Raw genomic sequence first — 26,365 nt, forward strand, 5'->3', positions numbered from 1 at the left:
TTCATGCAGCTCAGCTTAAGCATCCTGAAGAACTTTTCGCTTGTGCTACTTGGTCCCTCCGCCTGATCGTCGTCCGAAACCTCCTCCACCACCTATCGGAAGGCACCTCGTGCTGCGGATGGCCGTCCTCGCCCTGTTCTGGGGCTCGGGCTTCCTCTGGATCAGGGTCGCGCTGCAACACGGGTTCACCCCGGTGCAGATCACCGTGCTGCGCGCCGCGCTCGGCGCCGCCGTCCTGCTGCTGCTCGCCCGCTCCGCCCGGCAGCGCCTCCCGCGCGGTGCCGTCCTCTGGCGGCGGCTCGCCGTGGCCGCGTTCTTCTGCAACGCCCTGCCGTTCCTGCTCACCGCGTACGGCGAACGCAGCGTCGGCTCCGGTACGGCCGGGGTCCTGCATGCAACCACCCCACTCTGGTCGTTGCTGATCGGCCTCGTCCTCGGCACCGACCGAACCATCACCACCGGCCGCGCCGCCGGCGCCGACCGGGCGACCAGCAACCGCCCATCGACCAGCACCGACCCATCGACCAGCACCGACCCCCACGGCCCCCGTGATCCCCGCACCTCACGGTGCCTCACCGGCCTGCTGCTCGGCTTCGCCGGAGTGCTGCTGATCCTCGCTCCCTGGCGCGAGAGCGGCGGCATCAGTGCCCCCGGGGCGCTCGCCCTGCTGGGTGCGGCCGCGAGCTACGCGGTCGCCTTCGCCTACATGGCCCGGGCGTTCGCCGGAACGGGTACCGCCCCGCTCGCCCTCTCCGCCGCCCAGCTCACCGCCGCCGCCGGACTGAGCGCGATCGCCCTGCCGGTAGGCGGTCCGCTGAATCCGTTCAGCGGCTTCGGCGGCGCCGATCCGCTCGGCCTGGCCGCCGTCACCGTCCTCGGCGTCGCCTGTACCGGGCTCACCTTCCACCTCAACTACCGCCTGATCGCCACCGAGGGTCCCACCAGCGCCGCGACCGTCGGCTACCTGCTGCCCGTCGTCTCCACCGCGCTGGGCGCCCTGCTCCTCGGCGAGCAGCTGACCGTACGGGCGGTCGCCGGCACGGCCGTCGTCCTGGCCGGTGTGTTCCTGGTGAAGCACCGGCCGAAGCCCCGCACCGTCGTTCCGCTGCTCACCGACTGAAACCGACTGAAACCGACTGAAACGGACCATGCGCCCCGACTCCCTCTGGCGGATCCCCGACTTCCGCGTCCTCTTCGCCGCGACCGCCCTCACCCAACTCGGCACCAACGTCGGCTACGTCGCGGTCCCCCTGGTGGCCGTCACCGCGCTCGACGCCGGCCCCGGACAGGCCGGCCTGCTCGCCACCCTCAGCACCCTCGCCTTCCTGCTCATCGGTCTGCCCGCAGGCGCCTGGGTCGACCGGATGCGCCAGCGCCGGGTCATGGTCGTCGCGGACCTGGTGAAGGCCGCGCTCTACGCCTCCGTCCCGCTCGCCTGGTGGCTCGGCGGGCTCAGTCTCGGGCAGCTGTACGCGGTCGCGCTGCTCACCGGCGGCGCCACGGTGTTCTTCGACGTCGGTGCGCAGAGCGTGCTGCCCGGGCTGGTCGGCCGAAAGCACCTGGTGGACGCGAACGCCGCCGTGGTGGGCCTGATGGCGATCGGCAACGTCGCCGGACGCGGTGCGGGCGGGATGCTGGTCCAACTGCTCACCGCGCCATTGGCGATCGCCGTGACCGCACTCAGCCACCTCGGCTCGGCGCTACGACTGACCGCGCTGCGCCGCACCCCCGGCCCCGCGATCCCAACACTCGCGACCCCAACCCCCGCGACCCCAACCCCCGCGACCCCGATCCCCGCCCTCACGATCCCCACGACCCCCGCGACGCCCACCCCAACGCCCCCCGCCGCAGGCCCCGCCACCGGCCTCGGCGGACAGATCGCCGAGGGCCTGCGGCACGTCCTCGGCGCCCCGGAGCTGCGCGCGCTGGCCGTCACCGCCTCCCTCAACAACCTCGGATCGCAGCTGGTCAACACGCTCCTCCCGGTCCTCTTCGTGCGGGAACTGCACCTTCCCGCAGGCGCGTTGGGCCTGTTCTGGGCGGCCGGCGGGGTCGGCATCCTGTTGGGCTCGCGCTGCGCCCGCCCGGTCTCCGCCCGGTTCGGCGACGGCCGCACCCTCGCGCTGGCGGGCCTGTGCCTGGCGCCCGCCGGCCTGCTGGTGCCGTTGATCGGCGGCGGGCCGTGGCTGCTCCTGGCCGGGGCGGGCTGGCTCCTGGTCTCGCTGAAGACCGGCATGGACAACGTGCTCGGGGTGAGCCTGCGCCAGCGGATGACCCCGGACCCGCTGCTCGGCCGGATGAACGCCACCTTCCGGTTCCTGCTCTTCGGCGCGCTCGCGGTCGGCTCCGCGATCTCCGGGCTGCTCGGCGAACTCCTCGGGCCGCACACCACGCTCTGGCTCGGCGGGGCGGTGCTCGCGACCGCCTTCCTGCCGGTCTACCTGTCCCCGCTGCGCAGCCGCCGCCGCCGACCGCCCGAACCGCCGACGGGTACGGAAGCGGCTGCTACCAGCCCGGACCGGCGCCGTGCCCCGGTTGCCAGTCCGGTCCCGGGGTCGGGCGCGGACGAAGGGCGCGCATCAGCGAGGTGACCGTCCAGACCACCCCGGTCAGCAGCACGTAGAACAGCAGCAGCGCCCAGAACGGCGTGGTGGACAGGCTCCGGTGCTCGAACCGGCACCAGGCGTCCGGCGGCAGCCAGGACGCGCCCGTCTCCAGCAGTCGGCCACCGCCCGAGACCAGGCCGCGCTCGCAGCGGTCACCGTAGTCCAGCGACCGTACGTACAGCAGGGCGTACAGCGCGCCCGCCGAGGCGAGGGACAGTGCGGCGCTGATGCCGAGGAGCACCGTCCGTCTTCGCCCGGTCGCCGCCGTACGGATGTTCGTCACCGGGGCAGCGTACCGGCGCAAGCCCCCGGTCGGGCCGCATCCCGCAGCTCGGCAGCTCAGCGGCTCGCCGGCGCAGGAGCTCAGCGGCCCAGTGCCTCAGGGACTCAGCGGCTCACCCGAGCAGTCCGCCCAGGTGCCCGTCCTCGGCGAGCAGCCGCCAGGAGCGGCCGGGCGAGGCGAAGGCCTCCGGGTCGACGCCCTCGACCAGCCGGTCCACCACGGTGCTCAGCAGCGACTGCGGATCGAACACCGCCCAGGTGTCCCGGCTCCGGTCGTGCTCCCAGCGCTCCCACTCGGCGCGCAGCCGTTCGTACGTCCACAGCGCGTAGAGCAGGGCGGACAGGTCGCGGTTGAGGTAGGCCTCGGGCTGGCCGTCGTCGTACCAGTCCGGCAGTTCGAGCCGGCCGGTGGCGCCGTCCAGGGCGATCGTGAGGTCGGTCGGCCAGTCCCCGAGGGCGAGGAAGTCCCGCTGGTACGGGCGCTCCTCCTCGCCGTCGAAGTACTCGGGGTACGCCTGCGCCATGGTGACCAGCGGCTCCGCGCACGCCCCGAACATCGCCCCGCCGAGCGGCAGCCCGACCTCGGTGAGCAGCCGCCGGGTCGGCTCGTGCACCAGGGCGGCGGGCAGCCCCTCCGGCCGGAACCGGTGCACCAGGCCCGCGCCGCCGTCCTCGTCGGTGAGCGTCGCCAGCTCGGCCACCAGCTCCGGGCCGACCTCGTACGCGGGGCCGTCCGGCTCGCCGGGCAGCGCACCCCAGCCCAGTGCCCGCACCAGCAGCGCCGTCCCCCAGTGTGCGGGCGGGGTCTCGCCGTCGAACAGCCGGGGGTCGATCTCCCGCAGCCGCCGCTCGGCCCCGGCCGTCACCTCGGCCACCACGGCGGGCCCGCGCCGCCCGTCCAGTGCCTCCGGCCGTCGGGCCGCCTCGCCCACCGCCTCGATCTCCCGCACCAGTGCGGCCAGCGCGGCCAGGTCGGAGGCCAGCCGGTCCCGCCGTTGGCCGCCGTTGCCCAGGTACACCTCGCCGGTGGTCCCGTCCAGCAGCACCAGGTCGCCGAAGGCGGCGAAGGGGGTGCAGTAGTCCGTCTCCCCGAGGACGAACAGCCGGTCCGCCCCGGCGGTCGGGACGGCCCTCAGCGGCCCGCCGTCGAGCGCCCCGAAGTCCAGGAACGCCCCGGCCTCGGGCAGCCCCTCCCGCACCAGGAACTCCCGGCTCCCCTCGTGCACCACCCCGCCCGGCACCCCGGACACCCGCACACACCCCACGTGCCCCACCCTTCCCCGTTCCGCCCCCTGACCCACCCGACCCTAGCGGGCCGACCCGACACTGCCACGGCGGGTTCGGTCGGCCCCTGCCGACGGCCGCTACGGCGAACCGCCCCTGCGGCGAACCGCCGCTCCGGCGAACCGCCCCTGCGGCGAACCGCCGCTCCGGCAAACCGCCCCTTCGGCGAACCGCTGCTACGGCAAGCAGCACCCCTCGTCCACGTTCCACCGCTCCGGCAGGTCCGCGTCGCAGAACACGCAGACGTAGTGCTCCTCCCGGACGATGCCGCACTGCCCGCAGTCCGGGCAGCGGCGGAACACCACGGCCTGGGTGAAGCCGCCCGGATGCGGCAGTCCGATCCGGTCGAGGGCAGCGGCGACGGCGGGCCAGGAGACGACGTCCGGGCAGTAGCCGGTGGAGAGGTTGCTGACCGTCCCGACCTCCCAGTCCGCGCCGCCCGCGCCGCCCGCGCCGCCCGCGCCGCCCGCGCCGCCCGCGCCGCCCGCGCCGCCCGCGCCGTCGGCTCCGCCTCCGTCCGACCGCCGGAACCCGATCTCGCCCGCGCTCAGCACCAACTCCCCATCCGCGCAGGCCACGTGCTCACTACGGCGCGGTGCGAGTCGCAGGGCTCCACCCAGGTCGACCACGAAGGTGAACGGCTCCGCGAGCTCCGCCGCCGGGCGGGTGCCCACCCAGGCGGCGAACTCGCCCTCTGTCCGGACGGGTTGGCCGGCCTGCCCGCCGCCCGTCGCCAACTCCCGCAGCTCCGGCGGTCCCACGTAGCGGTAGGCCCGCCCGAAGCCGTTCTGGAACTCCGTCGTGACACCCCGCTCGCCCAGCCGCACCTGCCACCGCGCCATCTCGACGGCCGTCCCGTTCCACCCGAACTCTTGTAGCTCGTTGAGCAGTTCGCGCGTCCGGCCGAGTGGAGTCCCGGCTCCCTCCCGCAGTGCCCGCAGTGCCGCCACCGGATCGCCGAGGGGCCCGGAGAGCCGCAGCCGGGCCGGCCCGTGGGTGGCCAGGAGCGCCGTGCGGAGGTCCTCGGGCATCGGCCCGGGGCCCGAGTGCTCGCACATGTACAGGTCGCAGGACGGGCAGTGCAGCTCGGCGTCCCAGTACAACTCCCGGCCGAGGTACAGGAACTGGCCGAAGCTCCGAACGGCGACGCCCCCGCAGTCCCCGCACCGGACGGCCGTTCCGGCTCCTTGCTCCATACTCGAAGAACCTCCGTAGGGGGTCCGGGACTCAGGCGAGCCCGGCGGCCTGGCGGGCGGCCTGTTCCACACGGTCGTGGTGGGCCTGCCACCAGTCGGCGTCGCCGGGGGCAGTGTTGGGACCGTCGGAGCGCTGGCCGGTGGCGCCGTCGATGAGCTCGCGGACCAGGTCGGCGTGGCCGACATGCCGGTGGGTCTCGGCGATGACGTGGACGAGCACCCGGTGCAGGGTCTGCTTCGGGCGGTTGCCGAAGGGGAGTTGGCCGATCGCGTCCAGCGGTAGCTCCGCGATGGTGGCGTCCGAGTGCGCCCAGACCCGGCGGTAGCGGTCGAGGATCTCCTTGGTGCCCTCGTCCGCCCGGGCCCACAGGTCCGCGTTCGGTTCGGCGGTGCCGACGATCCACAGCGGGGTCGCTTCGGGGAGGGGGAAGGGGCGTCCGAAGGTCTCGCCGAGGTAGAGCGCTTCGGCCCCGGTGACGTGCTTGACCAACCCCAGCAGGTTGGTTCCGGTGGGGGTGAGTGGCCGCCGGAGGTCGTACTCGGAGAGGCCGTCCAGCTTCCACAGCAGGGCGTCGCGGGCATCCTGGACGTAGATCCGCAGGTCGTCCTTGTCATCGTTCACCGTCATGGGATCAGTCTGTTGACCGCGGGGGGCCTGTCCACCGGTTTCTCACCTGATGGTCAGTCGTCGAAGGACGGGCCCACACCCACGCGTGGGCCCCCGGCTCCTGGTTCGGCCCCGGCTCTCGGTTCGGTGCCGGGGTGGGGTGGCGCGGGGGCCTGGTGCAGTCCGACGGCCACGGGGTGGCTGCGCCCCCGGAGGCGGGCTCGCCGTGGTAGCGGCTGACCAGGGTGGCACGGTCCGGGCGGGCTCCTCGGCGAAGGCCGTCCGGTCGGCCGCCGAGGCGAACCGCACCTGAGCGTCGATGCCGAAGGTGGCGATCCGCCGCCTTGCGCTCGCCGCATCCGACACGGAGCGTGACGGGTCGGGGTGCTCTGGCGGACTTGAATCTTTACGAACGGATGTTCGATCCTGGGGTTGTGCCCGTTTTCGAATCTGTTTTCGAATCTGCCGCCGAGCAGCCCGAACGCCCCGCGCTGCGGCCGGTGGCGCTGACGGCTGCCGGGCCGCTGACGGCCACCGGGCCCGAGGACGGGCAGGCGGCGCCGGGGCGTGGGCTGGTACCGGTGGCACCCGCGCTGCGGGAGGTGCTGCCGGACGGCGGACTGCGGCGGGGGACGGCGGTGTCGGTGGCGGGCGGGGACGCCGGACTGCTGCTGGCCCTGGCCGCCGGGGTGCGGGAGACCGAGGGCGGCTGGGCGGCGGCGGTCGGTCTGCCGGACCTGGGGCTCGCCGCCGCCGAGGGGTACGGGCTGGACCTGCGCCGCCTGCTGGTCGCGGACGACCCGGGCCCGCACTGGCCCGAGGTGGTGTCGGTGCTGGCCGGGGCGGTCGAACTGATCATGCTGCGCCCGGACGGGCCGGTGCCCCCGAAGCTGGCCACCCGGCTGGCCGCCGTGCTGCGGCGCAGCGGCTGCGTGCTGCTGGTGGCCGGCCCGTGGCCGGGCGCGGTGCTGCGTCTGGGAGTGCGGTCCGGGCGATGGTTCGGGCTGGGGGACGGCCACGGGCAGCTCGCCGGGCGGCAGGTGGAGGTGGTGGCCGAGGGGCGCGGGTCGGCGGTGCGCGGTCGGACGGCCCGGCTCTGGCTGCCGGACGAGCACGGCGCGGTGCGCCCGGTCCGGGAGCAGCCGCAGCCCGTGGCGGAGCCGGCGGAACCGCTCGTGGCGGCGGTGGTGTGACATGTCGACGATGCCCGGCAGTGAAAGAACCCCCCGGGTGCTGGTGGTCTGGTGCCCGGACTGGCCGGTGGTGGCCGTCACCGGCGACGACCCGGTGGCGGTGACCGAGGGCGGGCGGATCCTCGCCTGCTCGGCGGGCGCCCGGGCGGCCGGGGTGCGGCAGGGGCAGCGGCTCAAGCTGGCCCAGCGGCTCTGCCCGGAGCTGGAGCTGCGCGACCGTGACCCGGAGGCCGAGGCCCGCCGCTTCGAACCGGTGGTCGCGGCGGTGGAGGCGTTCACGCCCCGGGTGGAGGTGGTCCGCCCGGGCCTGTGCGCCATTCCGGTGAAGGGCCCGGGCCGCTACTTCGGCGGCGAGGAGGCGCTGGCGGCCCTGGTCGGCGCGGCGGTGACGGAGGCCCTCGAACGGCCGCCCGTCCCGGACGCCGTCCCCGGCGCGGTGACGGTGCCCGGGACCGAACCCGCGAACCACCCCGAAGCCGAACCCGCACCCGAAGCCGAACCTGCACCCGACTCCGAACCCGACTCCGAAACCGCACCGACACCACCCCGAACCGTGCCCCACGCCCAGATCGGCGTGGCCGACGGCCTGTTCGCCGCCGTCCTCGCCGCCCGCGCCGGGGTGCTGGTCCCCGCCGGCCGTACGGCGGAGTTCCTCGCCCCGTACCCGGTGGGTGCGCTGGGCGACGAGGCGTTGGCGGAACTGCTCGGGCGGCTCGGCCTGCCCACCGTCGGGGCGTTCGCCGCGCTGCCGTCCGAGGCCGTCGCGGACCGCTTCGGCCCGTCCGGGACGGTCGCGCACCGGTTGGCCCGGGGCCTGCAGCCGCGCCCGCTGGTACCCCGCGACGAGGAGCCGGACCTCGCCGTCGAGCAGCGCTTCGACCCGCCGGAGCCGCTGACCGAGCCGCTGGTGTTCGTCGCCCGCACGCTGGCCGAGCAGCTGCACCAGCGGCTGGCCGGGGCCGGGCTGACCTGCCGCCGGGTGGCCGTCGAGGTGGCCTGCGCGGACGGTCGGACGGCGTCGCGGCTGTGGCGGCACGAGGGCCGGCTGTCCGCGACGGCGCTGGCCGAGCGGGTGCGCTGGCAACTCCAGGCCTGGCAGGGCATGGGCACCTTCACGGGCGACCGCCCCGACCAGGGCACCCGTGGTGTCCAAAGCGACCGTCCCGACCAGCGCGACCGCCCCGGCCAGGCCGATCAAGCGGGCTTCACCCTGCTCCGCCTCGCCCCCGACGGCCTCTCCCCGGACCAGGGCCGCCAGCTCGCCCTGTGGGGCCAGGCCGTCGCCGACGACCGGGTGGAGCGCGCGGTGGCCCGGGTGCAGGCGGTGCTCGGACACGCCGGGCTGCGCCGGATCGAGCCGGCCGGCGGGCGCGGCCCGGGGGAGCAGCAGGTCAGGGTGCCGTGGGGCGAGCCGTACGAGGCGGCGGCCCCGGCCGACGCGCCCTGGCCGGGGCGGCTCGCGGAGCGGTCGGCGGACCTCTGGCCGGCCGTGGTGCTGCGCGAGCCGGCGCCCGTACGGGTGCTGGACGAGGGCGGGCGGCCGGTCACGGTGGACGGCCGGGCGGGGGTGTCGGCCCGGCCGGCCCTGGTCGTGGTCCGGGGCCGGGAGGAACGGGTGGCGGGCTGGACGGGGCCCTGGCCGGCGGTCGAGTACTGGTGGGACCAGTCGCTCGCCCGCCGCCGGGCGCGGTTCCAGATGGTGGTGGACGGCGGCCGGGCGCTGCTGCTCACCGTGGAGGGGGGTGCGTGGTACCTGGAGGCCGGCTACGACTAGCGGCCCGGGAACCCGTGGCAGGGGGGAGCAGGACGAGCACGAGAACGACGAAGGCAACCCCCGATGGGCTTCACCAGCCACCCCACCATCCCCTGGAACGAGCTGCACCGCCGGATGACCGGCGCCGCGCCGGACCGCACGGTCGTCCCGCTGCGCCGCCCCGCCGAGAAACCCTCAGCGGTCGAGGAACCCCCAGCCGGCGAGGAATTCCCCGCCGCCAGGGCCGAGGACGCCGAACCCTGGGCCGAACTGCACGTCCACTCCGCCTTCAGCTTCCTGGACGGCGCCAGCGACCCGGAGGACCTGGTGGCCGAGGCGGCCCGGCTGGGCGTGGAGACCCTGGCGATCACCGACCACGACGGCCTGTACGGCGCCGTGCGGCTCGCCAGTGCCGCCCGGGGGACGGGCGTGGCCACCGCGTTCGGCGCCGAACTGACGATCAGCCGCGCAGGCGGCACCGGACGCGCCACCGGACACGACACCGGACACGGCATCGAACGCGCCACCGGACACGGCACCGGACGCGACGCCGGACACGACACCGAACACCTGCTGATCCTCGCCCGCGACCCGGCCGGCTACCGCCGTCTCTCCGCCGCGATCGCCGCCGCCCAACTGGCCGGCGGTGCCAAGGGCCGCCCGGCGTACGACCTCGCCGAGCTCGCCGGGGCGCACGACGGCCACTGGGCGGTGCTCACCGGCTGTCGGCTCGGCCGGGTCCCGGCCGCGCTGCCCGACCGGGACGAGGCGCGGCGGCGACTGCGCGCCCTCACCGAGGCGTTCGGCCCCGAGAACGTCCACGTCGAGCTGATCGACCAGTGGCTGCCCGGCGACGACCGCCGCAACGACGCCCTCGCCGCGCTCGCCGCCGAACTGCGGCTGCCCGTCGTCGCCTCCACCAACGCCCACCACGCCGGCCCCGCCCAGGGCCGCCTCGCGCAGAGCCTGGCCGCCCTGCACGAGCGCCGCACCCTCCAGGAGGCGGTCGGCTGGACGCGGGCGGCCGGCACCGCGCACCTGCGCTCGGGCCGCGAGATGGCCGCCCGACTGGCCCGCTTCCCCGGCGTGCAGCGGGCCACCGCCGAACTCGGCCGGGCCTGCGCCTTCGACTTCGCCAAGCTGGACCCGGAACTGCCCGGCTACCCCGTCCCCGAGGGCGAGACCGAGATCGGCCACCTGCGCGCCCTGGTCGCGGCCGGCGGCCCGGCCCGCTTCGGCCCCGGCAACGCCGCCGCCCGTCGCCAGCTCGGCAAGGAACTGGACGTGATCGAGGATCTCGACCTGGCCGGCTACTTCCTGATCGTGCACGACATCGTGGACTTCTGCCGGAGCCAGGACATCTGGTGTCAGGGCCGCGGCTCGGCCGCCAACTCGGCGGTCTGCTACGCCCTCGGGATCACCGCCGTCGACCCGATCCACTACAAGCTGCTGTTCGAACGCTTCCTCTCCACCGCCCGGGACGGGCCGCCCGACATCGACCTGGACATCGAGAACCGCCGCCGCGAGGAGGTCATCCAGTACGTCTACCGCCGCTACGGGCGCGAGCACGCCGCCCAGGTCGCCAACGTGATCACCTACCGGCCCCGATTGGCGATCCGCGACGCCGCCCGGGTGCTCGGCTACCCGCAGGGCCAGGTGGACGCCTTCAGCCGGCAGACCGACTTCCGCTCCGCCCCCGGCGCGGACGCCGTCATCCCCGCCGACGTGCTCTCGCTCGCCACCCAACTCCACGGCCTGCCACGCCACCTGGGCATCCACTCGGGCGGCATGGTGCTCACCAAGGAGCCGATCGGGGAGATCTGCCCGACCGAGTGGGCCCGGATGCCCGGGCGTTCCGTGCTGCAGTGGGACAAGGAGTCGATCGCCGGTGCCGGACTGGTGAAGATCGACCTGCTGGGCCTCGGCATGCTCGCCGCGTTGCACGACGCCTGTGACCTGATCGCCGAACACCACGGCCTGCGCTACGACCTGGCCACCATCCCGGACGACGACAAGGGCGTGTACGCGATGCTGCGCCGGGCCGACACCGTCGGGGTGTTCCAGGTCGAGTCCCGGGCGCAGATGGCGACCCTGCCCCGGCTCAAGCCCGACCACTTCTACGACCTGGTGGTCGAGGTCGCGCTGATCCGGCCCGGCCCGATCCAGGGCGGCTCCGTCCACCCGTACCTGCGCCGCCGCGCCGGGGTGGAGCCGCCCGGCTGCCCCCACCCGCTGATGGAGAACGCCCTCGGCAAGACCCTCGGGGTGCCGTTGTTCCAGGAGCAGATGATGCAACTCGCCATCGACTGCGCCGGGTTCACCCCGTCCGAGGCCGACCGGCTGCGCCAGGCGATGGGCGCCAAGCGCTCGCACGAGCGGGTCGCCCGGCTGCGCGACCGGCTGCTCACCGGGATGGCCGAGCGCGGCATCCCGCCCGAGGTGGCCGAGGACGTCTACGGCAAGATCGAGGCCTTCTCCAACTACGGCTTCCCGGAGAGCCACGCGATCAGCTTCGCCTACCTGGTGTACGCCAGTGCCTGGCTCAAGTACCACTTCCCGGCGGCCTTCACCTGCGCCCTGCTGGCCAACCAGCCGATGGGCTTCTACTCGCCGCTCAGCCTGGTCGCGGACGCGCGGCGGCACGGCGTCCGGGTGCGCGGGGTGGACGTCAACGCCAGCGGCCCGCGCCCCACCCTGGAACCGTACCGGGGCCCGACCCCCGCGCCGCCGCTGACCGCCGGCCGCCCGCAACCCGCCATCCGGCTCGGCCTGGAGACGGTGCGCGGCATCGGCACCCTGCAGGCCGAGGCGATCGCGGCCGGACAGCCGTACGCCGACCTGGAGGACTTCGCCCGTCGCACCGGCCTGCCCGCACCCGCCCTGGAGGCGCTGGCGACGGCCGGCGCCTTCGACTGCTTCGGGCTGACGCGACGTCAGGCACTGTGGGCGGCGGGGGCGTTCGCCGGGATCTCGGCCGAGCTGCTCCCCGGCACCACCCCCGGCACCGAGGCGCCCGACCTGCCCGGCATGAGCCCGGTCGAGGAGACCATCGCCGACCTGTGGGCCACCGGCACCTCCGCCACCAGCCACCCGCTCCAGCACCTGCGGGCCCACCTGGACCGCGGCGGCGCGCTCCGCGCCGACCAACTCCCGGACGTACCACCGGGAACGGCGGTGGTGGTCGGCGGCCTGGTCACCCACCGGCAGCGGCCGCCGACGGCCGGCGGGGTGCTCTTCCTCAGCCTGGAGGACGAGACCGGCCTGATCAACGTGATCTGCAACCGCCCGGTCTGGGAGTCCCAGCGCCGCACCGCCCTGGACCGGGCGGGCCTGTTGGTCCACGGCCACGTCGAGCGCGACCGCGGCGCCACCAATCTGGTCGCCACCCGGCTCACTCCCCTGCGGATCGGCCTGTGAGCGGCGGCGCCGTTCAGTCGGGGGAGCGCACGAGGCCGCTCAGGTCCAGTTCGAAGTCGAACGGATCCGGGATGCGCATGGCATCACCGGACTTCCGGTCGTGCCGCGCGTGGTAGCGGTCGCGGTTCGGTTCGGTTCCGTTCGGGTCGGTTCCGTTCGGATCGGTTCGGAGAACAGCGTGACCACCCCTGTGCACGGCCCGGCCCCGGGCCGTTCAGGCGCCGGAGGCTGCCGCCCGACCCTTGCCGGGGGGCCCGGCGAAGGCCTGGGCGATCGGCAGCCAGGCGGTGGCGACCGGGCCGGTGGCGGTGAGGGCCAGGTCGTCGCGGTGGCGGCGCTGGGTCACCAGCAGGCAGAAGTCCAGGGCCGGGCCGGTCACCAGGTCCGCCGCGTCGGCCGGGCCGAAGGCCCAGGTGCCGCCGTCGGGGGCGGTCAGTTCGAGCCGCACCGGGTGTTCCGGCGCGGGCAGACCGTGGGCCGCGAAGGCGAAGCCGAGGGTGCGCAGGCCCAGGTGGGCGATGTGGCGCAGCCGGGCGGTGGGCTCCCGGGTCACGCCGAGCGCGTCCGCGACGTCCTGGCCGTGCGCCCAGGTCTCCATCAGCCGGGCGGTCGCCATCGAGGCGGGCTTCATCGGTGGGCCGAACCAGGGCAGCCGGACGTCCGCGGGGGCGGCGGCCAGCGCGGCCTGCACCTCGGCCCGGCCGGTGCGCCAGCGGTCGAGCAGGGCGGCGGGGGCGGCGGCCGCACCCTTCCGGGCGCCCTCCTCGACCGGGTCGGCCCCGGCGGCCAGCAGGGCGGTGAAGTCGCCGCCGAGCGCCGCGGTGAAGCCCTCCGGGTCGCGGGCGGCCAGCGCCGTCCAGTGGTCGGTCCAGGCCAGGTGGGCGATCTGGTGGGCGACCGTCCAGCCCTCGGCCGGGGTGGGCCCGGCCCAGCCGTCGGCCGGCAGGGCGGCCACCAGCTCGTCCAGGACGGCGCTCTCGGCCCGCAGGTCGGCCAGCAGGCCGTGCAGGACGTCGCCCGCGGGGTTCGGGTCGGTCATCGGCTGTCCCTCCGGTCGAGAGCGGTTGCCACCCGCCGGCAGTCCGCCGCCGCACCCTACGCCGAGCCCGGCACCGGTGCCCGCCACTCCACGAAACACGCACGTCAGGCCTCTCGCCACCGGACCCACCGCGTGTGACAATTCCGCGATGACCAGGGCTGCGGACACCCTCACCGCTGCGCGACCCGTCGACGGCGTCGCGCGTCCGGACACCCGCGTCGCGCGTCCGGACACCCGCGTCGCGCGTCCGGACACCCGCGCCGCGCGCCCGGACAACCGCGCCGCGCGTCCGGACACGCTCGCCGCCGCGCGCGCCGAGGTCCCCGAACCCGCCACGCAGGCCGAGGACCCCGAACTCGCCGCGCGCGCCGCCGAGCTGGTCCGGGACGCCGTGCTCGGCGACCTCGCCCGCCGGGTGGTGGCCGAGTGCGGCGCCGATGTCGGCCTGGTCGGCGTGCCCGAGCCGCTGCCCGGCGGCGCGGCCCGCGGCCGGAACGACGGCGGTATGGTGCTGCGCCACTGGGCGGGCACCCGGGCCGATCTGCTGCACGACGTCGCCGTCCCGTCCGGACTGGGCCTCGGCGGCCGGGCGCTGGCCGAGCGCGCGCCCACCTGGGTGTCCGACTACCGTGCGGCGACGACGATTTCGCACCACTACGACGACGCCGTCACCGCCGAGGACCTGTACGCGATGCTCACCGTCCCGCTGCTGCACGGCGGTACGGTGCACGGCGTGGTCTACGCCTCGCTGCGCACCGTCGTGCCGTTCGGCGACGTCCGGATCTCCGCCGTCGGCAAGCTGGCGGCGGCGGCCACCCGGGCACTCGCCGGGGCCGCGGCCTGGAGCGGCGAGAAGCCCCGACCGGTCGTCCCCGCGAGGCCGTTGACCCCGCGCGAGCACGAGGTGCTGCGCTGGGCGGCGACCGGCCGCACCAACCCGGAGATCGCCGCCCACCTGGGCCTCACCTGCAACACCGTGACCGGCTACCTCAAGTCCGCGATGCACAAGCTCGGTGTCCGAAACCGCACCGAACTCGCGATCTCCGCCCGCGAGTTCGGCCTGCTGGACCCGGCCTCCCGGCCGCCCGGACCGGTCCGGACGCGCTGAGGCCGGACGTCTCCCTCGGCCCGACACATGCCGCCACCTGGTTGGCAGGCTCGCGTCACCGGGCATGCATTCGCGTGAAGGCCCTGACGGGGGATCGTCGAAGCAGGGGTGATGTGATGCTGTTCCGCATTCTCGGACCGGTCGAAATCGAGACGGCCGACGGAAGGTCGGTGAGCCCGCGTGCGCCCAAGGTCCGCTCGCTGCTGGCGTTCCTGTGCGTGCACCACGGGAAGGCCGTCTCCACCGACCGTCTGATCGAGGCGCTGTGGTCCGGGGCGCCGCCGGCCACCGCCGCGACCGCCCTCCAGGTCTACGTCTCCAAGCTGCGCAAGCACCTCCAGGGCCTCGGCCCGGGCACCGCCCGGATCGCCACCAGACCGCCCGGCTACCAGCTCAGCCTGCCCGACGGCTCCCTCGACTTCCAGTGTTTCGAAGGACTCTGTACCGAGGCGCAGGCGCAGCGCGCCCAGGGCGACCTGGAGGACGCCTCCGAGTCCCTGCGGACGGCCATCGCCCTGTGGCGGGGCAGCGCGCTGGAGGACCTGCGATCGGCTCCCGTCTTCGAGAACATCGGGCGCCGCCTCGACGAACTGCGCACGGTGGCCTACGAGCAGCGGGTGCAGCTCGAACTGAGCCTCGGCCGGCACCAGGCGCTCACCGGCGAACTCCTCGCCCTGCTGGAGGAGCAGCCCACCTGGGAGAACCTCTACGGCTACCTCATGATCACGCTGTACCGGAGCGGCCGGGTGGCCGAGTCGCTGTCGACCTACGACCGGATACGGCGGATCCTGGTCGACGACCTGGGGATGGAGCCCGGCGCCCGGCTGCAGCGCCTCCAACGGGCCGTGCTGTCCCGCGATCCGAAGCTGGAGCACCTGACGGAGTTCTGGGTCGGCGCGGATCGCGGTGCGGCGTAGGCCGGAGTTTAGCGAGGTTTTGTCGACGGGTGGTTCGCTGGGGATCCGACGGATCTCGGACACCACAGGGAGGCCCGCATGCCCGACCGGCCCCAGCAGGACGGCAACCGCCCGCGCACCACGGACGACGGCGTAGCCGCCCCCCGCTGCGCCCTGGTGACCGGCGCCGCGCGCGGCATCGGACGGAGCACCGCGCTGCAGCTGGCCCGCGAGGGCTACGACATCGTCGGCTGCTACCGCTCCGAGAGCGAGGACTCCCGCCGGACCGCGGCGGACGTCGAGGCGCTGGGCGTGCGCAGCCATTTCGGGGCCTGCGACGTGCGCTCCCGGGACGCCGTCGACGAGTTCGTGAAGAAGGCGGAGGCCGAACTCGGTCCGGTCACCGCGCTCGTCAACAACGCCGGGATCACCCGGAACGGTCCGATGGTCATGCTGCCCGCGGCGTCCTGGGGCGACGTGGTGGACACCAACCTGACCGGCACCTGGAACGTCTGTCAGTCCGTGATGTACGGCTTCCTGCGCCGGCGGTCGGGGGTCGTGGTCAACATCTCCTCGATCGTGGCGCTGAGCGGCTTCGTCACGATGAGCAACTACGCGGCCAGCAAGGCCGGTGTCATCGGGATGAGCAAGTCCCTGGCACGGGAGGTCGCCCAGTACGGGGTCCGGGTGAACGTGGTGGCTCCGGGGATCACCGAGACCCAGATGATGGAGGACATCCCGGTGCCCGCCAGGGCGAAGATTCTGGAGCGGATCCCGCTCGGCCGGTTCGGCGCCGCCGACGACATCGCCGAGACGGTCGCGTTCCTGCTGTCGGACCGCGCCTCGTACATCACCGGCCAGGTGATCCGGGTCGACGGCGGGGCCTCGCTGTAGGGGTGTCCGGCCCGGTCCGCCGGACACCCTCCCGGCACACCGGGCCGGAACCCCGGCGGACCCACGGACTGGCGGACTGGCGGACCCCCGGACTCACGGACTGGCGGACCCCCGGACCCCCGGACTAGCGGAGCTGCGGTTCGGTCGCCCGCTCGGCCGCGGGCGACTGCGCGGGCTGCAGCCGGTCGGGCAGCGCCCAGCGGTAGAGCGGGAGCGCACCGGCCGTCGTGGCCACCGCGACCAGGACCAGCATCGCGAACACCTGCTGGGAGATCATGCCCTGCGCCAGGCTGATGTTGATGAAGATCAGGATCATCAGCCCCCGGGCGTTCATCAGCCCGCCCACCGCGAAGGCCTCGCGCCAGCCGAAGCCGATCGACCGCATGGCGAGCGAGCACCCGAAGTACTTCCCGGAGAACCCGGCCGCCAGGATGGTGGCGAAGGCGGCGAGCATCGTCGCCCCGGTCAGCCCGGTGAGCCGGGTGTTCAGCCCGGAGAAGGCGAAGAACACCGGCAGCAGCAGGGTGGAGACCAGGTCCAGCATCCGGCCGTGGAGGGCGGCGCGGAACGCGGGGTGCCGGGGCATGGCCAGCCCGGCGATGAACCCGCCGAACACCGAGTAGATCCCGATCCAGTCGGTGAGCCAGCCGGCCACCAGCGGCACCAGGACGACGAGGTACATCGCGCCGCCGTCCAGCCCCCCGTGCCGCACCACGTGTCGCGCCAGCGGCTTCAGCAGCGGGCGGACCGCCAGCAGCATCACGGCGCAGAACAGCGCCCCCAGCCCGATGGTGCGCACGGCGGATCCGGCGCCCGTCCCCAGGTGCACGGCCGAGAGCACCGCGAGGATGCACCAGGCCGCCGCGTCGTCGACGGACGCGGCGACCAGGCTGATCCGGCCGAGCGGGGAGTTCTGCTGGTTGCGCTCGTACAGCATCCGGGCCAGCATCGGGAACGCGGTGAGGGAGAGCGCGCCGCCGATGACGAACGCGAACTCCCAGCGGCCGACGCCCGGCAGGGAGAGTTCGTGCCACCAGAGCAGGCCGGCGCCCGCGCCCAGTGCCAGCGCCGGCACGATGCCCGAGACCGCGAGCACCGAGGCGCGCCGGTACAGCCCCCTCGCCGTCCCCGCGTCGTGCTCCATGCCGGCACCGACCAGGAACATGTACAGGGTCAGCCCGATCGTGCTGAGCACGTACAGCATCGGCTTCACCTCGGCCGGGAAGACGGCGGCCTGGACGTCCGGGGCGAGCCAGCCCAGCAGGGTCGGGCCCAGCAGGACGCCGGCGATCATCTCGCCGAGGACCCGTGGCTGGGCCACCAGTTGGGCGAGCCGGCCGCAGAGCGCGGAGGCGACGAGGATGACGATGAGGGCCGGGAGGACTCTGAGAGTCAGGTCGAGATTCTTGTCGACACCGGCGGCCATGGCTGTTGCGTGATGCAAAACGAACTCCTCACGGGGCGCGGCGCAATTCGTCCACGAGCCTGACTCCGGTCCGGCCGATCCCCCATCAAAGAGGAATCATCGCCGGGAGTCCAGGCGCTTCCGAATCGCAACCCGCCCGCTTTATGCGGGAGTTAAGGAGCCATTTAGCCGCCCACCGGCCGGGGGTTAAGTCCGGCGTGATTCGCTGTAGCCAGTGGGTCCCGCGTGAAGGAGATCGAGAGGAATTCGATGCCGAAGAAGGTCCTGATCATTGGCGGCGGGCCCGGTGGTTCGATGGCCGGCGCGCTGCTCGCACGTGCCGGGCTCGACGTGACGCTGCTGGAGCGCGAGCGGTTCCCGCGGTACCACGTCGGGGAGTCTCTGACGTCCTCCTGCCGGGTCATGATGGAGGTCGCCGGAGTCCTGGACAAGGTGGACGCCGCGGGCTTCACCAGCCGCCGCGGGGCGCTGCTCCGCTGGGGCACCGAGGACTGGACGATCGACTGGGCCGAACTGTTCGGCCCCGACGTGCGCGGCTGGCAGGTCGAGCGGGCCGACTTCGACGAGGTGCTGCTGCGGCACGCCCAGGAGCAGGGGGTCGAGGTCGTCGAGGGGGCCCAGGTCAAGCGGGTCCTCTTCGAGGGCGACCGCCCGGTGGCCGCGGAGTGGGTGCACTCCGAGCAGGGCGACGAGCTGCGGACGATCCGGTTCGACTACCTGGTCGACGCGTCCGGCCGGGCCGGCGTCCTGTCGAACCAGCACTTCAGGAACCGCCGCACGCACGAGATCTTCCGCAACGTCGCGATCTGGGGCTACTGGGACGGCGGCAGCCTGCTCCCGGAGACGCCGTCCGGTGGCCTCAACGTGATCTCCTCGGACGACGGCTGGTACTGGATCATCCCGCTGCGCGACAAGCAGTTCAGCATCGGCTTCGTCACCCACAAGTCCCGCTTCGCGGAGCGGCGGAAGGACTTCGCCTCGGACGAGGAGATGCTCCGGAGCCTGGTGGCGGAGACGGAGGCGGTGCGGGACCTGCTGGAGGACGGCCGCTTCGTCGGCCCGGTGCGCGTCGAGCAGGACTACTCCTACGTGGCCGACAGCTTCTGCGGGCCGGGCTACTTCCTGGTCGGCGACGCCGCCTGCTTCCTCGACCCCCTGCTCTCCACCGGGGTGCACCTCGCGATGTACAGCGCGCTGCTCGCCTCGGCGTCCGTCATCGCCGACGCCGAGGGGACCATCACCGAGGCCGAGGCCCAGGGCTTCTACGAGTCGCTGTTCCGCAACGCCTACGCCCGACTGCTGGTGCTGGTCTCGGGGGTGTACGAGAAGTACCGCGGCAAGGACAGCTACTTCTGGCTGGCCCAGCGGCTGGTCAGGGAGAAGGAGCGCTACCGGACCGTCAACGGCGCCTTCGCCGAGCTGTCGGCCGGTCTCACGGACCTGCTCGACGCCGGTGACGCCCGGGGCACCGCCGCCATGCCGGAGCTGATCGAGGAGGCCGAGGCGGCCCGCGAACGGGCGGACCGGGACGCCCCCGCGGGCCAGCAGGGGAACCTGGCGGCCCTGCGCATCGAGCCGGGCGACCTCCACGACGCGGCCTCCGGACTGTTCCTGGTCACCACTCCGAAGCTGGGTGTCCGCCGGGCCCCGACGCCCGCCGGAAAGCGCTGAGCCCCGTACCGGTTCCGCCGGTCACCCCCTTCCTCCGTTTCCGCTCCCCGTGGTCGGGAATTCGAAAGGAGTCGTCATGTCGACGCTGCCCAGTGAAGTGACCGCCTGGATACTCAACCAGAATCCGGAGTTCGACGAGATCGACCCGGACCTCGACCTGTTCGACACCCGACTGCTCAATTCGCTCTCGCTCGTCGAATTCGTCCTGGTGATCGAGAGCGCGAGCGGCCGCACCGTCGACCGCCGGAACCTGGCGGTCGAGGACTTCCAGACGCTGCGCCGGATCGAGGAGCGCTTCTTCGCCGGATCCGGCGCACCGGAAACCGCGGCCGGCTGACCGCGCGCCGACGGATCGGACGGAACGGAGGAGGGTGCCGTCATGCCGGTCGTCCGGTCGAACGGGGTCCGGATCTCCTACCGCGTCCACGGCGAGGGGGAGCCGGTCCTGCTGATGAGCCCGGCCGCCGCGCCGTCGGTGCTGTGGGGCCGCCACCAGGTCCCCGCGCTGACCGCGGCCGGTTACCGGGTCGTCACCTTCGACAGCCGGGGCACGCCGCCGTCCGACTGCCCGCCCGGCCCGTACCGGCTGGGTGACCTGGCGGCGGACGCGGCGGGCCTCGTCGAGGCGCTGGGCGTCGGCCCCTGCCACGTCATGGGGCTGTCCCTGGGGGCGATGGCCGCCCAGGAGCTCGCGCTGGCCCGGCCCGAACTCGTGCGGTCGGTCGCGCTGCTGGCCACCCGGGGGCGGTCCGACGCCTTCCGCGACGCCCTGGCCGCGAGCGGCGCCGAGCTGATGCGGGCCAAGGGCGGGATCCCGGAGCCGTACTCGGCCGTGGCCACCATGCTCCAGCTCTTCGGCCCGGTGACGCTCGCCGACGACCGGCTGGCCGAGGACTGGCTGGCGACCTTCACGATGTTCCCGCAGCGGGGCGAGGGCTGGGCCGCCCAGTTCGAGGCCACGGTGGGGGAGGACCGGCTGCCGGCGCTCGCGGGTCTGCGGTGCCGGGCCATGGTGGTCGCCTTCGCCCACGACCTGGTGATGCCGCCCGCGATGGGGCGGGCGGTGGCCGGGGCGATCCCGGACTGCCGTTACGAGGAGGTGGCCGACTGCGGCCACTTCGGTTTCCTGGAGCGGCCGGACGAGGTCAACCGGCTGCTCGTCGACTTCTTCCGAGGAGCGGCCGAGTGACCGAGCACCTGCTGACCCCGCCCGCGGCGGACCGCCCCCGTACCGGGCTGCGGATCGCCCGGCCGGGGCGGTTCGACTCGCTGGAGCCGCGGGAGCTGCCGCGCTGCCGGCCGGGGCCCGGCGAGGTGGAGATCCGGGTCGCCGCGGCCGCCCTGAACTTCGTGGACGTGCTCGTCGCGACCGGCAACTACCCCGGGGACGCGCCGGAGTTGGGCCTGGACTGCGCCGGGGTGGTGAGCCGGGTCGGCGAGCAGGTCCGCGGCTTCGCGGTGGGGGACCGGGTGATGGCCTTCGCCGAGGGAGCGTTCGCCAGCTCCGTCGCCGTCCCGGCCGCCCGGGTGCTCCGCCTGCCCGACCACCTGGGCTTCGAGGAGGGGGCCACGCTGCCGGTGGCCTACCTCACCGCCTGGTACGGCCTGGCCCGGCTGGCCCGACTGGCGGCCGGCGAACGGGTGCTGGTCCACTCGGCGGCCGGCGGGGTGGGCCAGGCGGCCGTGGCCGTCGCCCGTCACCTGGGCGCCGAGGTCCTCGCGACGGCCGGCACCGCGCAGAAGCGGGCCTGGCTGAACGAGCGGGGCATCGACCACGTGCTGGACTCGCGCACGCCGGCGTTCGCCGACGGGGTCCGCGCGGCCACCGGCGGCGAGGGGGTCGACGCCGTCCTCAACTCCCTGCCGGGCCCGTCCCTCCTGGCCGGCCTGGAGCTGCTGCGCTTCGGCGGGCGGTTCGTGGAGCTCGGCAAGCGGGACATCCACGGCGGATCGACCCTCCCGCTCTCGCCGTTCCGCCGGAACCTCAGCCTGCACAGCGTCGACCTCATCCTGCTGGGCCGGACCGCCCCCGACCTGGTCGGTACGCTGCTCGCCGAACTGGAACCGCTGTTCGCGGCCGGGGAACTGCGGCCGCCGGCCCACCGCGCCTTCCCCGTCGCCGAGGCGGCGGCCGCGTTCCGGTGGATGACCACGGGCCGCCACCTCGGCAAGATCGTGCTGGTCCTCCCGCGGTGAGCGTCAGGCCCCGTCGGGCCGCCGGCGGAGCATGTTCATGATGGTGATCGTCAGCACCGGCTCCTCGTGCTGGTTGAGGAGTTCGACGTGGGTGTGGACCAGGCCCCGGTCCGGCTTGGAGCGCGACACCCGGGCCTGGGCGACCGTGGCCCGCATCGACAGGGCGTCGCCCGGCCGGACCGGCCGGATCCACCGCAGCTCGTCCACCCCGGGCGACGCCATGCTGGCGACCTTGCTGAGGTAGTGGTCCGCGTACAGCCGCATCATGACGGCCGTGGTGTGCCATCCGCTCGCGATCAGCCCCTTGAACTGGCCGAGTTCGGCGGCCGCGGGATCCACGTGGAAGCTCTGCGGGTCGAAGCGCCGGGCGAACTCCAGGATCTCCTCCTCGGTCACGGTGATGCTGCCGTACCAGTAGGTCGACCCCGGGACGTAGTCCTCGAAGTAGCGGTCGTCGATCGCCGTGGTGAAGTCGGCCGTGCCCAGGGTCGTCGTGCCCATGTGCTCCGCTCCTGCTCTCCGTGCTGTCGTCAGAACACGTGGTCAACCGCGGTAGCGCGGTGCGATGTCCTCGAAGGCCGCCAGCGCGCCGGGATCGACCAACGTCCCCGGTGACACTACGTCAGACGACTTCTCGCCGCGCAGGATCCGTTTGACCGGGACTTCGAGTCTCTTGCCCGAGAGGGTCCGGGGGATCGCCGGGACCTGGTGCACGTGATCGGGGACGTGGTGTTCCGAGAGCGCGGTGCGCAGCTCGCGGGCGACCCGCACCCGCAACGCCCCGTCGAGGCGGAGCCCGTCGGCGAGCCGCAGGAAGAGCAGCAGCTTGTCGCCGGCCGGTCCCTCCAGGTGGACCACGAGGGAGTCGAGGACCTCGTCGAGCTCCTCGACCACCGCGTAGAACTCGGCGGTCCCCAGCCGGACGCCTCCCCGGTTGAGGGTCGCGTCCGAACGGCCGGAGATGACGCAGCTCCCGCGTTCGGTGACGGTGATCCAGTCGCCGTGCTGCCAGACGCCGGGGAAGCCGGAGAAGTAGGTCGAGCGGTAGCGCTCGCCGGAGGCGTCGCCCCAGAGTGCGACCGGCATGCTCGGCATCGGCCGGGTCAGGACGAGTTCGCCGGTGCTCCCGATCAGCGGCCTGCCCTGGGCGTCGTACGCCTCGACCCTGGCGCCGAGGCACCGGCAGGTGATCTCCCCCTCGTGGACGGGGAGCAGGGGCACCCCGCCGACCATGCCCGTGCAGAGGTCGGTGCCGCCGGAGAGGGAGGTCAGCAGGAGCGGCCGGTCGGGGTTCGCGTCGACCGCCTCGTAGACCCAGCGGTAGCAGTCCGCGGGCAGGGGCGCGCCGGTGGACCCGACCCCGCGCAGCCGGGACAGGTCGGCCTCCTCCCGGGGGACGAGCCCCGCCTTGCGGCACGCGGCCAGGAACGGCGCCGAGGTGCCGAAGTAGGTGGCCTCCGACTCCTCCGCCAGCCGCCACAGGGCCGCCGGGTCGGGGTGGCCCGCGTTGCCGTCGAACAGCACCACGGCGCTGCCGACGGCGAGTCCGGAGACGAGGTAGTTCCACATCATCCACCCGGTGGTGGAGTGCCAGAAGAAGCGGTCGCCGGGGCCGAGGTCGTGGTGCAGGGCGAGCATCTTGAGGTGTTCGAGCAGGATCCCGCCGTGGCCGTGCACGATCGGCTTGGGCAGACCGGTGGTGCCGGAGGAGTACAGGACGTACAGCGGGTGCGCGAAGTCCACCGGGGCGAAGGCGGGTTCGGCCGGCTGCGCGGTCAGCTCCTCCCAGGTCGGGCCGGACGGCAGCCCCGTTCCGAGGTACGGGACGGAGACCACGTGCTCGACGCCGGGCAGCCCGGCCCGGATCGCCTCGACCTCGGCCGTGCGGTCGACGTCCTTCCCGCCCCAGCGGTAGCCGTCCACTGCCACCAGGACCTTGGGCTCGATCTGCCGCCACCGGTCCTGGACCGAGCGGACGCCGAACTCCGGGGCGCAGGAGGAGAAGACCGCTCCGAGGGCGGCGCAGGCGAGGAGCAGCACCAGGGCCTCGGGGATGTTGGGCAGGTAGGCGGCGACCCGGTCCCCCTCGGCCACCCCGAGCCGGTGCAGCCCCTGCCGGGCCCGGGCCACCTGGTCGCGGAGCTGCTCCGCGGTGAGCACGACGGGCTTCCTGGTCTGCGAGTGGCCGAACACCATCGGCCGGTCGGGTTCGGCGCCCGGCATCCGGAGGACGTTCTGCGCGTAGTTCAGCCGGGCGGTGGGGAACCAGGCCGTCCCCGGCATGGTCGCGGGGCCGGCCAGGGGCGCGGGCGAGGGCCCGGGGGCGACCTCGAAGTACTCCCAGACCGACGACCAGAAACCCGCCGGGTCGTCGACCGACCACTGCCACAGTTCGTGGTAGCCGACGAAGCGCAGCCCCCGGTGGTGGCCGAGCCAGCGCAGGTAGTCGCCGATGCGGGAGCGCGTCAGGACGTCCTCCGGCGGGGTCCACAGCGGGGACGCGTCGGTGCTCAAGGGCGCCTCACCTCTCCTCCGGGGCGCGGGTCCGGCACGGTGCGGACGGCGGAGCGGTCCCGGCCACGGGCACCGACCCTAGGTGACGGGCCCAAACCCCCGGCTAACCGCCGCTAAAGCGCGGTCAGGAAGCCGCCTCCGTAGCGGCGGCGGACTCCCGGCGGACGACCGCGGCGAGGGCCAGACAGCCGGCGGCCGCGACCGAGGCGAACGCGGTCACCGCCGGGAGCAGGCCGGTGGCCCCGGTGAGCAGGCCCACCGCGATGACGGGGATTCCGACCCCGAGGTAGGAGACCACGTAGAACGCCGAGAGCACCTCGGCCCGGCACTGCGAGGGGGAGATCTCGTTGACCCGCCGGACGGCACCCATGAAGGACAGCCCCTGCCCCGCCCCGCCGCAGACCGCTGCCGCGACCAGCACCGGGAGCGAGCGGGTCGAGCCCGCCGCCACCAGGGCCACCAGCCCGGTCAGCAGTGCCAGCAGCCCCAGCAGTTGGGCCCGGGGCGCGGCCGTCCGGGCCAGCACGTACTGGGCGGCGGCCGCGCAGAGCAGGAACAGCGCGGCCGCCGTGCCCAGCAGCGTGAGGTTGTGGCTGTGCAGCAGCTCCGAGGTGTACGAGGGGATCATGGCCAGGAAGAGGGCGACCACGGCCCAGCCGAGGAAGCTGACCGCCGCGGCCACGGCGAACGGCCGGCGCACGGCCGACGGAACCATCGGCCGGCGCAGCGGCAGCCGGCCGCGCCGCCTCGGCCGGGCGGGCAGCAGGCCGGTCAGGGCCAGAGCCACGACCAGCAGGCCGAGTTCGGTCAGGAAGCTGAGGACCAGCGGCGCGGGCGCGTACTCGGCCAGCACCCCGGACAGGGCGGGCCCCAGCCCCCCACCGCCGACGATCATCATGGACGCGAGCCGGGACGCCCGCTCCCTGCTCCCGGACGGCTCGGTCTCCACCAGCGCGGCGGTCAGCGCGCCCGACGCCGCGCCGACCGAGACCCCCTGGACGGCCCGGGCGGCGAACAGCCAGGCGACGCCGTCCGCCAGGGCGAACATGCCGGCCGCGCAGGCGCCCAGGACGAGGGCGGGCACGACGAGCGGCCGGAACCCCAGGTGGTCCGCCAGGGCGCCGCAGGTCAGCAGGGTCGCCACGAGGGCGAAGGCGTAGGCGGCGAAGATCAGCGTGACGAAGAGCGGGGAGAAGCCGAAGTCCTGCTGGTAGCGGGCGTACAGCGGGGTCGGGATGTTCGTGCCGACGGTGAGCACGAACAGCATGTAGGCGATGGCGGCGAAGGCCGGGGAACTGCGCCCCGACGACCGGGGCTGCGAATCGCGATCGACGGTCGGCACCTGGGCCTTCGGGATCTGTGACTCCACGGCCGTGAGTCTAGGACCGGACCTCCGCCGCTGTCTGCCGGGAGCCGGCGGCCTTCTGCCCGCCTCCGCGACGGGTTAGCATCGATCAACTCCCGTGTACCACAGGGCAGGAGGAGGCTTCCGTGGCACCACTGGTCACCCTGGAGGTCGAGGGCGGGGTCGGGGTGATCCGCCTGGACCGGCCGCCGGTGAACGCGCTGGACATCGCGATGCAGGACGAGCTGAGGGCCGTCGCGGAGGAGGCCGCCGCCCGCGACGACGTCCGTTCCGTGGTGCTCTGGGGCGGCGAGCGGGTGTTCGCGGCCGGGGCCGACGTGGCGGAGATGCTGCCGATGTCGCACCGCGACATGGCGGAACGGGTCGACGCCCTCCAGGGCGCGTTCACGGCGGTCGCGCGCATCCCCCAGCCGGTGGTGGCGGCGGTGGTCGGCTACGCCCTGGGCGGGGGCTGCGAGCTGGCCCTCTGCGCGGACGTGCGCATCGCCTCGGTGAGCGCCCGGATCGGCCAGCCGGAGATCCTCCTCGGCGTGATCCCGGGCGCGGGGGGCACCCAGCGGCTGGCCCGGCTGATCGGGCCGTCCCGTGCCAAGGAGCTGATCTTCACCGGCCGGCAGGTGTCCGCCGAGGAGGCCCTGCGGATCGGTCTGGTGAACGAGGTGGTGCCGACCGGGGACGTCTACCCGACGGCGCACGCCTGGGCCGCCCGGCTCGCCGCCGGCCCGGCCCACGCCCTGCGCGCGGCCAAGGCGGCCGTGGACCAGGGGCTGGAGGCGGACCTCACGACCGGCCTGGCCATCGAACGGCGGCTGTTCACCGGGCTGTTCGCCACCGAGGACCGGGAGATCGGCATGCGGAGCTACCTGGAGGCCGGGCCCGGCAGGGCGGAGTTCCGCTGACACCCCACCCGCCGGCCC

The 26,365-nt window shown here is 74.2% G+C and carries 22 protein-coding genes; 13 read left to right on the forward strand and 9 right to left on the reverse strand.

Annotation, left to right across the window (positions count from 1 at the left end):
* Positions 1-118 precede the first annotated feature (118 nt).
* Positions 119-1,120: a DMT family transporter gene (locus ACZ6Z8_RS33210; protein WP_465613813.1), complete on the forward strand. Its 1,002-nt coding sequence runs from the start codon at positions 119-121 to the stop codon at positions 1,118-1,120.
* A 28-nt stretch (positions 1,121-1,148) separates the two neighbouring features.
* On the forward strand, positions 1,149-2,591 hold the full coding sequence (locus ACZ6Z8_RS33215; RefSeq protein WP_465613748.1) for an MFS transporter: 1,443 nt from the start codon (positions 1,149-1,151) through the stop codon (positions 2,589-2,591).
* Here ACZ6Z8_RS33215 and ACZ6Z8_RS33220 read toward each other — a convergent pair.
* The 4 genes from ACZ6Z8_RS33220 to ACZ6Z8_RS33235 form a co-directional block, all read right to left on the reverse strand.
* Entirely contained in the window at positions 2,506-2,889 is a 384-nt protein-coding gene (locus ACZ6Z8_RS33220; RefSeq protein WP_465613749.1) for a hypothetical protein, read from the reverse strand. The two genes, ACZ6Z8_RS33215 and ACZ6Z8_RS33220, sit on opposite strands and share 86 nt — an antisense overlap.
* 112 nt (positions 2,890-3,001) lie before the next feature.
* Positions 3,002-4,138: an SUKH-4 family immunity protein gene (locus ACZ6Z8_RS33225; RefSeq protein ID WP_465613750.1), complete on the reverse strand. Its 1,137-nt coding sequence runs from the start codon at positions 4,136-4,138 to the stop codon at positions 3,002-3,004.
* Between the two features lie 210 nt (positions 4,139-4,348).
* Positions 4,349-5,014 carry a hypothetical protein gene (locus ACZ6Z8_RS33230; RefSeq protein WP_465613814.1) on the reverse strand — a complete coding sequence of 222 codons (666 nt, stop codon included), beginning with the start codon at positions 5,012-5,014 and terminating at the stop codon, positions 4,349-4,351.
* Between the two features lie 385 nt (positions 5,015-5,399).
* Positions 5,400-5,996, reverse strand: coding sequence for a DinB family protein (locus ACZ6Z8_RS33235; RefSeq protein WP_465613751.1), 597 nt, complete (start codon positions 5,994-5,996; stop codon positions 5,400-5,402).
* A gap of 413 nt (positions 5,997-6,409) precedes the next feature.
* Here ACZ6Z8_RS33235 and ACZ6Z8_RS33240 point away from each other — a divergent pair, with 413 nt between their 5' ends.
* The 3 genes from ACZ6Z8_RS33240 (at position 6,410) to ACZ6Z8_RS33250 (ending at position 12,338) form a co-directional block, all read left to right on the forward strand.
* Positions 6,410-7,168, forward strand: coding sequence for a hypothetical protein (locus ACZ6Z8_RS33240; protein WP_465613752.1), 759 nt, complete (start codon positions 6,410-6,412; stop codon positions 7,166-7,168).
* Position 7,169: 1 nt separating this feature from the next.
* Positions 7,170-8,942, forward strand: coding sequence for a DNA polymerase Y family protein (locus ACZ6Z8_RS33245; RefSeq protein ID WP_465613753.1), 1,773 nt, complete (start codon positions 7,170-7,172; stop codon positions 8,940-8,942).
* A 63-nt stretch (positions 8,943-9,005) separates the two neighbouring features.
* Positions 9,006-12,338 carry an error-prone DNA polymerase gene (locus ACZ6Z8_RS33250; protein ID WP_465613754.1) on the forward strand — a complete coding sequence of 1,111 codons (3,333 nt, stop codon included), beginning with the start codon at positions 9,006-9,008 and terminating at the stop codon, positions 12,336-12,338.
* Positions 12,339-12,552: 214 nt separating this feature from the next.
* Here ACZ6Z8_RS33250 and ACZ6Z8_RS33255 read toward each other — a convergent pair whose 3' ends face one another.
* Entirely contained in the window at positions 12,553-13,377 is an 825-nt protein-coding gene (locus tag ACZ6Z8_RS33255; protein ID WP_465613755.1) for a TIGR03084 family metal-binding protein, read from the reverse strand.
* A 148-nt stretch (positions 13,378-13,525) separates the two neighbouring features.
* Here ACZ6Z8_RS33255 and ACZ6Z8_RS33260 point away from each other — a divergent pair, with 148 nt between their 5' ends.
* The 3 genes from ACZ6Z8_RS33260 to fabG all read left to right on the forward strand — a co-directional run bounded on the left by ACZ6Z8_RS33260 (position 13,526) and on the right by fabG (position 16,275).
* On the forward strand, positions 13,526-14,485 hold the full coding sequence (locus tag ACZ6Z8_RS33260; RefSeq protein ID WP_465613756.1) for a helix-turn-helix transcriptional regulator: 960 nt from the start codon (positions 13,526-13,528) through the stop codon (positions 14,483-14,485).
* 170 nt (positions 14,486-14,655) lie between these two features.
* A complete protein-coding gene (locus ACZ6Z8_RS33265) occupies positions 14,656-15,402 on the forward strand; it encodes an AfsR/SARP family transcriptional regulator (RefSeq protein WP_465613757.1) in 747 nt (248 codons plus the stop codon).
* Between the two features lie 78 nt (positions 15,403-15,480).
* Positions 15,481-16,275 (forward strand): 3-oxoacyl-ACP reductase FabG, encoded by a 795-nt coding sequence (gene fabG / locus ACZ6Z8_RS33270; RefSeq protein ID WP_465613758.1) that lies wholly within the window; start codon positions 15,481-15,483, stop codon positions 16,273-16,275.
* Positions 16,276-16,399: 124 nt separating this feature from the next.
* Here fabG and ACZ6Z8_RS33275 read toward each other — a convergent pair whose 3' ends face one another.
* Positions 16,400-17,719 (reverse strand): cation:proton antiporter, encoded by a 1,320-nt coding sequence (locus ACZ6Z8_RS33275; protein WP_465613759.1) that lies wholly within the window; start codon positions 17,717-17,719, stop codon positions 16,400-16,402.
* Positions 17,720-17,950: 231 nt separating this feature from the next.
* Between ACZ6Z8_RS33275 and ACZ6Z8_RS33280 the strand changes: the two genes are divergently transcribed.
* From ACZ6Z8_RS33280 to ACZ6Z8_RS33295, 4 genes are all read left to right on the forward strand, one after another.
* Positions 17,951-19,372 carry an NAD(P)/FAD-dependent oxidoreductase gene (locus ACZ6Z8_RS33280; protein WP_465613760.1) on the forward strand — a complete coding sequence of 474 codons (1,422 nt, stop codon included), beginning with the start codon at positions 17,951-17,953 and terminating at the stop codon, positions 19,370-19,372.
* A 76-nt stretch (positions 19,373-19,448) separates the two neighbouring features.
* The gene (locus ACZ6Z8_RS33285; RefSeq protein WP_465613761.1) at positions 19,449-19,709 is read left to right on the forward strand and encodes an acyl carrier protein; all 261 of its coding nucleotides are present in this window, start codon (positions 19,449-19,451) and stop codon (positions 19,707-19,709) included.
* Positions 19,710-19,751: 42 nt separating this feature from the next.
* Positions 19,752-20,561 (forward strand): alpha/beta fold hydrolase, encoded by an 810-nt coding sequence (locus tag ACZ6Z8_RS33290; protein ID WP_465613762.1) that lies wholly within the window; start codon positions 19,752-19,754, stop codon positions 20,559-20,561.
* Entirely contained in the window at positions 20,558-21,568 is a 1,011-nt protein-coding gene (locus ACZ6Z8_RS33295; protein WP_465613763.1) for a zinc-binding dehydrogenase, read from the forward strand. Before ACZ6Z8_RS33290 ends, ACZ6Z8_RS33295 begins: the two co-directional genes overlap by 4 nt.
* A gap of 3 nt (positions 21,569-21,571) precedes the next feature.
* On the opposite strand, the gene ACZ6Z8_RS33300 is transcribed toward ACZ6Z8_RS33295, so the two are convergent.
* The 3 genes from ACZ6Z8_RS33300 to ACZ6Z8_RS33310 all read right to left on the reverse strand — a co-directional run bounded on the left by ACZ6Z8_RS33300 (position 21,572) and on the right by ACZ6Z8_RS33310 (position 25,451).
* Positions 21,572-22,069, reverse strand: a complete 498-nt coding sequence (locus ACZ6Z8_RS33300) for a MaoC family dehydratase (RefSeq protein WP_465613764.1) — start codon at positions 22,067-22,069, stop codon at positions 21,572-21,574.
* A gap of 42 nt (positions 22,070-22,111) precedes the next feature.
* The gene (locus tag ACZ6Z8_RS33305; protein WP_465613765.1) at positions 22,112-24,082 is read right to left on the reverse strand and encodes an acetoacetate--CoA ligase; all 1,971 of its coding nucleotides are present in this window, start codon (positions 24,080-24,082) and stop codon (positions 22,112-22,114) included.
* A gap of 124 nt (positions 24,083-24,206) precedes the next feature.
* Complete coding sequence (locus ACZ6Z8_RS33310) at positions 24,207-25,451, reverse strand: MFS transporter (protein ID WP_465613766.1); 1,245 nt, start codon at positions 25,449-25,451, stop codon at positions 24,207-24,209.
* 122 nt (positions 25,452-25,573) lie between these two features.
* On the opposite strand from ACZ6Z8_RS33310, the gene ACZ6Z8_RS33315 reads away from it, so the two are divergent.
* Positions 25,574-26,347, forward strand: a complete 774-nt coding sequence (locus ACZ6Z8_RS33315) for an enoyl-CoA hydratase/isomerase family protein (RefSeq protein ID WP_465613767.1) — start codon at positions 25,574-25,576, stop codon at positions 26,345-26,347.
* Positions 26,348-26,365 lie beyond the last annotated feature (18 nt).

Source organism: Kitasatospora sp. NPDC101108 (assembly GCF_055584725.1).